The sequence below is a fragment of the Citrobacter sp. S55_ASV_140 genome, assembly GCF_018919505.1.
Taxonomy (GTDB): Bacteria; Pseudomonadota; Gammaproteobacteria; order Enterobacterales; family Enterobacteriaceae; genus Citrobacter; species Citrobacter werkmanii.
In genome coordinates, this window is record NZ_JAHLQZ010000214.1 from 1 (window position 1) to 6,211 (window position 6,211).

Sequence of the window (6,211 nt, forward strand, 5' to 3'; positions counted from 1 at the left end):
AGTAATTTGAGATACACGAGAAAGATCGATATTACCGCCAGAAATAATGCTGACTGTTTTTCTGTTCTGGATATAGCTATCTAATTTCCCGCTTAATAATGCTGCGCATGCCAGCGCACCGGCACCTTCAGTCACAACTTTATTTCGCTGAATTAATGCCACCATGCTGTTGCGAATTTCATCTTCGCTGACCAGGACAATGTCATCTACCAACTCACGAACGATTTCATACGTTAAAGTACCCGGGCGGGAGACGTCACAACCATCCGCCAGGGTGCCGGTCGTTCGGTGCGTGGTTATTTCTCCAGCGCGGAAAGAAGCCGCCATGCCGTGAACGTTTTCTGACTGTACGCCAATAATTTTAATGGTCGGGTTAATCGATTTAATTGCCACTGCAATACCTGCAATCAGTCCGCCGCCGCCAATTGGCACAATCACGTTATCGACATCGTACAGATCTTCGAGAATTTCCAGACCAATAGTGCCCTGACCGGCAATGACTTTCGGGTCATCATATGGCGGAATAAAGATACGGCCTTCCGTTTCCACAATCTCGCTAACCTTCGCGATGGTGTCGTTGAAGTTGTCGCCGTGCAGCACAACTTCCGCGGAATAATCGCAGGTTGCCGCCACTTTAGACTTCGGTGCGCCTTTCGGCATCACCACTTTGCCGTCAATTCCGAGCATGGCGCAGGAGAGAGAAACCCCTTGCGCATGGTTCCCTGCAGAGCAAGCCACCACACCTTTACATCTTTCAGCTTCGGTTAATGAACTGAGCTTGTTAAAAGCGCCACGGATTTTAAATGAACCGGTACGCTGCATGTTTTCAAACTTGAGGAAAATTTCCCCTTTGCAACGTTCACTAAAATAGTTAGAGCGAGGCATTCCCGTTTTATATATTTTCCCCGCCAGTCTTTTTTTCGCTTCGAGGATATCTTCAATTGCAACTGGGAGATCGTATGTAATGTGCATTAGAACCTCTTACCTGGGTATTAAAGTAAATAGATAGCCGTAACCATTGTCAGATATAGACAGATGGCGTTGAGTCCGTGTTAAAACAAATTCAATCTTTAATCAACTTCAATTAATTGCCTTCGTCTTCGACAATTATATGATGAATATTCCTTGGCTAATTCCACCAAAATAGATGCTGCTTTTTTAATTCGATAATTTTTCGACCACACGGCGGCATAACGCGCGACGGGTAACGTCTCTTGTACCGGGATAGTAATAAACTGGTTTGAGCCAAACGGTGTGGTCATGTCACAGGGAATTACAGTTAAGAAATCAGCATTGAGAACAAGATTATAAATGGTGACGACGGAGTCAGTATTAACGATGTTTTCACTGCTGATGCCATTACTTTGTAACGTAGTTAGAAGTTCGCGGTAGTATCCCATATTCGTTTGTGGCAACACCCACTGTTCGTTTTTCAACGCGCTCAGCGAGGTGATGCCGGTGCATGTTCGGGACTTGCTGGCGACCAGTATAAAGTCTGACTCAAAGAGCGGCTCAACATGGAGATCCTGTAGTTTCATCTCATCACTCAGCGTACCGATAGCGAAGTCGAGGCGCCCGTCACGAAGCGCGGGTAAGAACGAGGAGAGCTGCGCTTCGTACATGGAAACCTGCGCCTTCGGAAACACCTCTTTAAATTTTTTAATCATGCCGGACATGATGGTGAAGGCGATCAGTGAAGGAAAGCCAAACGACACATCAACCACTGCGTTACTCGTCATGCTGTTCATCTCATCAACCATGTTTTTCATTTCACGAGTAATGGATTCAGACCATGAGAGCATCACCTGACCTGCCTGAGTCAAGGTAACGCCGGTATTTTTACGCACCACTAACTCAATACCAAAATAAGCCTCAACATCATTAATGATTTTGCTGACCGCCGGTTGAGTTAAACCTAATTCTTTTGCAGCAGAACCGATAGAACCACTTCTAATGACTTCCTGAAAGACCACTAAGTGCTGTGTTTTAGGGAGAGAAATAGTATTCATATCGTCCTGCTCTAATAACTTTGTTGACGGCAGGAAGTTTACCAAATTAAGCAAACGAGGATATGTGCGACCACTCACAAATCCCCTTCCCTTACATTTTGTAAGATTATTATTAAATTGATAATTTCTTATTAATCATATAGATAGAAAATATCGATCTCACTTAACCCTGACTTTAATCAAAAAAAGATGGGGGGATAACGATTTTTTATGGCTATAACGACATCATTTTTGTTGTTATTTCTTCGAACCACGAAAGGCTATATTTCAATCAATTACAGAGTAATTATCGGTAAAAATGGCGCTTAAATTTAATAAGTAATTTATCAAATATAATTATATTTTATCGTTTATGGTGTTTAAATAATGCCATGCATCACATTTTTTTGCCTTGTTTGTTTGTAAAGAAACATTGCATTTATCAATATTTAAACCAATTAAAACAAATGATCGCTATTGGCAACATTACATTAACACTGGTTTTGCGCATTTTATCAGCAACTAATTTTGTGATGGCGATCGATTACGCGTGATTATTCTCGGTAAAAACGTATCGCGTAGCGTTTTGTGTTACACATCACAAAACAAGAATTATCCCGAGAGACATTTCCTCTTATAAAAGAAGTCAGGAATATTAATAAGAACGAAATAAAGATTAGATGAATGGGAAATAAACGCCAGATTCGTGGTAAACCAGGCGCAACGCCATAAGGCATGACCATCTGTCCTGAAAGCAAAAACCCCGCCGAAGCGGGGTTTTATAAAGAGTGAAGCTGACCGATAAGCCGGGTTCTGTCGTGGACAGTCATTCATCTAGGCCAGCAATCGCTCACTGGCTCAAGCAGCCTACCCGGGTTCAGTACGGGCCGTACCTTGTGAACCCCTATTTGGCCTTGCTCCGGGTGGAGTTTACCGTGCCACGGACTGTTACCAGCCGCGCGGTGCGCTCTTACCGCACCCTTTCACCCTTACCTGATCCCACTTACGTGGGCCATCGGCGGTTTGCTCTCTGTTGCACTGGTCGTGGGTTTCCCCCCCAGGCGTTACCTGGCACCCTGCCCTATGGAGCCCGGACTTTCCTCCCCTCCGCCCGTCTCCCCCGAAGAGGACGACGACGAAGCGGCGACTGTCTGGTCAGCTTCGGCGCGCAGTATAGAGGGTTTGCGGGGCAATGTCACCCCGCACTGCGCATTCCTATCGCCAGCGTGGCGGCAATGTTCCTTGAAGCACGATAAATATTATCAAATGCCCCACGGAACGCCTCTTCCAGTGTGCTGATACTGGTCAATACGCTAAACACCGCGTCGATACCACATTGATGCACCACCGCCACATCATGCGTCAGGCTGCCGCCAATACCAATCACTGGCTTGTGGTACTTCTTCGCGACATTCGCCACACCTACCGGCACTTTGCCGTGAATACTCTGGCTGTCGATCCGCCCCTCGCCAGTCACTACCAGCGTGCAATCGTGAATATGTTCTTCCAGATTAAGCGCCTGAGTCACAATCTCTATCCCACTGCGCAGATCCGCGCCTAAAAAAGCCATTAACGCTGCGCCCATCCCACCAGCCGCACCGGCGCCGGGAACGTCCTTCACGTCGACCCGCAGCGATTTTTTAATGATGTCAGCATAGTGAGACAGATTACGGTCCAGTTCGAGAATACGTTCTTCCGTTGCCCCTTTCTGCGGGCCAAAGATACGTGAAGCGCCAGTGTCGCCGGTGAGTGGATTGGTCACATCACAGGCCACGCGAATTGAACAGGTTTTTAAGCGAGGATCCAGGCCCGAGATATCGATGGCGTTCAGACTCATCAGGCTACCACCGCCGTAGCCAATGTCAGTCCCGTTGGCATCACAGAGTTTCGCCCCCAGCGCCTGCGCCATACCCGCGCCGCCGTCGTTGGTCGCGCTACCGCCAATGCCGATAATAATGCTTTGTGCGCCGCTGTTCAGCGCTTGCAAAATCAACTCCCCGGTACCGCGCGACGTAGTGACTAACGGATTGCGCTTTTCAGGAGGAACCAACGCCAGACCACTGGCTGCCGCCATTTCGATAAACGCGGTTTTACCGTCCCCGGACATGCCCCAGCAGGCATTCACTTTTTCGCCCAGCGGCCCCGTCACCCACGCGGAATGTTCACTCCCTTGCGTGGCGGCAATCATGGCTTCGACCGTTCCTTCGCCGCCGTCGGCAACCGGAACAGACACATATTGCGCATCGGGGAAAATTTCCCGAAATCCTTTTTCTATTGCCTGAGCCACCTCGGTGGCAGAAAGGCTTTCTTTATAAGAGTCTGGGGCAATTACGATTTTCATAGTTATGTAGCCTGAAAGTGCCGCGCAAGGCAAGAAATACAGGGCGCGCATCCGCGCCCTTCTTGTTAGCGAGTGACTTCCACTTTCGCCAGTTTTTCGTAGTAGCAGGCGAGCGCGCTATGATCGGCGGTGCCCAACCCATCTGCGCGTAGCGCCTGCATCATCTCCATGACAGCAGCCGTCAGCGGCAACTGAGCGCCAACGCCATGCGAGGTATCCAGCGCATTGGCCAGATCTTTAATATGCAGGTCAATGCGGAAACCCGGTTTGAAGTTGCGGTCCATCACCATCGGCGCTTTCGCATCCAGTACGGTGCTGCCCGCCAGTCCGCCACGAATGGCCTGATACACCAGATCCGGATTCACGCCCGCTTTAGTCGCCAGCGTCAGCGCTTCAGACATCGCCGCAATGTTCAGCGCCACAATCACCTGATTAGCCAGCTTGGTCACGTTGCCTGCGCCAATCTCGCCGGTATGCACCACGGAACCCGCCATCGCTTTCAGCAGATCGTAGTACTTGTCGAAAATCGCTTTATCGCCGCCGACCATCACCGACAACGTACCGTCAATCGCTTTTGGCTCGCCGCCGCTGACCGGCGCATCCAGCATATCCACACCTTTCGCTTTCAGCGCCTCGCTGATTTCACGGCTGGCTAACGGTGCGATGGAACTCATGTCGATCAGTACCGTCCCCGGTTTCGCCCCTTCAATGATGCCGCCTTCGCCCAGCGCCACCTCTTTCACGTGCGGAGAGTTCGGCAGCATGGTGATGATCACATCACACTGCTCGGCAATGTCTTTCGCCGTGGCGGCGGTTTCTGCGCCTGCGGCAATCACGTCCGCAATGGATTCCGGGTTACGGTCAGCAACCACCAGCGAGTAACCTGCCTTGAGGAGGTTTTTACTCATTGGTTTACCCATGATACCGAGGCCAATAAAACCAACTTTCATTGTCATGTCTTTATCTCTCTCTACTGTCGATGGTGGTTATTTCTTAAAAGAATCAGCCAGTTTCTGCGTGGCTGAACGGAACACGCCAAGGTCGCTGCCGACGGCAACAAACGTCGCACCCCACTCCAGATAACGCCGCGCATCCGCCTCTACCGGGGCCAGAATGCCGCTTGGTTTACCGTGGGCTTTCGCGCGGGCGAAAATGTGCTGGATAGCTTTCTGCACATCGGGATGGGACGCATTGCCGAGGTGGCCTAACGCCGCAGCCAGATCGCTGGGGCCGACGAAGATACCGTCAACGCCTTCGGTCGCCGCGATTGCATCAACGTTATCAACGCCCTGCTGACTTTCGATCTGCACGATGATGGTGATGTTCTTATTCGACTGCGCAAAATAGTCCGGCACGGTGCCAAACATATTGGCGCGGTGGGATACGGACACGCCGCGAATACCTTCCGGTGGATAGCGAGTTGACGCCACCGCATTCACCGCCTCTTCTTCGGTCTCAACAAACGGGATCAGGAAGTTGTAAAACCCGATATCCAGCAGACGCTTAATGATCACCGGCTCGTTGGTCGGCACACGTACCACCGGCGCGCTGGCGCTACCTTTAAGCGCCATCAATTGCGGGATAAACGTCGAGATATCGTTCGGCGCATGTTCGCCGTCCAGCACCAGCCAGTCGAAACCCGCCAGACCTAAAACTTCAGTGCTGATTGGACTGGCTAATGCAGACCAGCAGCCAATCTGAATCTGCTGCGCCGCGAGGGCCGCTTTAAACTTATTCGGGAAAATCGTGTTATTCATCGCCTATACCTTTGTTTATTTCTGCAATTCCATACGTTTAATGTCACCGACAATAAACAGGTAGCAAACCATTGCCATCAGCGCTGAGCACCCTACAAACATCAGCGCGGCATTAAATGAGTGCA

Annotated in this window: 6 protein-coding genes and 1 other RNA gene; all 7 read right to left on the reverse strand. The window is 50.0% G+C overall.

Annotated elements, in window-relative coordinates; genetic code table 11:
* Nucleotides 1–972, reverse strand: a 972-nt coding sequence (tdcB, locus tag KQJ18_RS20540; protein WP_216422618.1) for a bifunctional threonine ammonia-lyase/L-serine ammonia-lyase TdcB, incomplete at its 3' end; no start/stop codon positions are given.
* Between the two features lie 98 nt (nucleotides 973–1,070).
* A complete protein-coding gene (gene tdcA / locus KQJ18_RS20545) occupies nucleotides 1,071–2,009 on the reverse strand; it encodes a transcriptional regulator TdcA (RefSeq protein ID WP_216422619.1) in 939 nt (312 codons plus the stop codon).
* 765 nt (nucleotides 2,010–2,774) lie between these two features.
* Nucleotides 2,775–3,151, reverse strand: an RNA gene (gene rnpB / locus KQJ18_RS20550) — RNase P RNA component class A.
* Between the two features lie 32 nt (nucleotides 3,152–3,183).
* Nucleotides 3,184–4,329 (reverse strand): glycerate 2-kinase, encoded by a 1,146-nt coding sequence (gene garK / locus KQJ18_RS20555; protein ID WP_087856877.1) that lies wholly within the window; start codon nucleotides 4,327–4,329, stop codon nucleotides 3,184–3,186.
* 65 nt (nucleotides 4,330–4,394) lie between these two features.
* On the reverse strand, nucleotides 4,395–5,285 hold the full coding sequence (gene garR, locus KQJ18_RS20560) for a 2-hydroxy-3-oxopropionate reductase (protein ID WP_038634119.1): 891 nt from the start codon (nucleotides 5,283–5,285) through the stop codon (nucleotides 4,395–4,397).
* Between the two features lie 30 nt (nucleotides 5,286–5,315).
* Nucleotides 5,316–6,086, reverse strand: a complete 771-nt coding sequence (gene garL / locus KQJ18_RS20565) for a 2-dehydro-3-deoxyglucarate aldolase (RefSeq protein ID WP_038634122.1) — start codon at nucleotides 6,084–6,086, stop codon at nucleotides 5,316–5,318.
* A gap of 15 nt (nucleotides 6,087–6,101) precedes the next feature.
* Nucleotides 6,102–6,211 (reverse strand): hypothetical protein (locus tag KQJ18_RS24730; protein ID WP_253297539.1); only part of this gene is annotated, 110 nt, incomplete at its 5' end.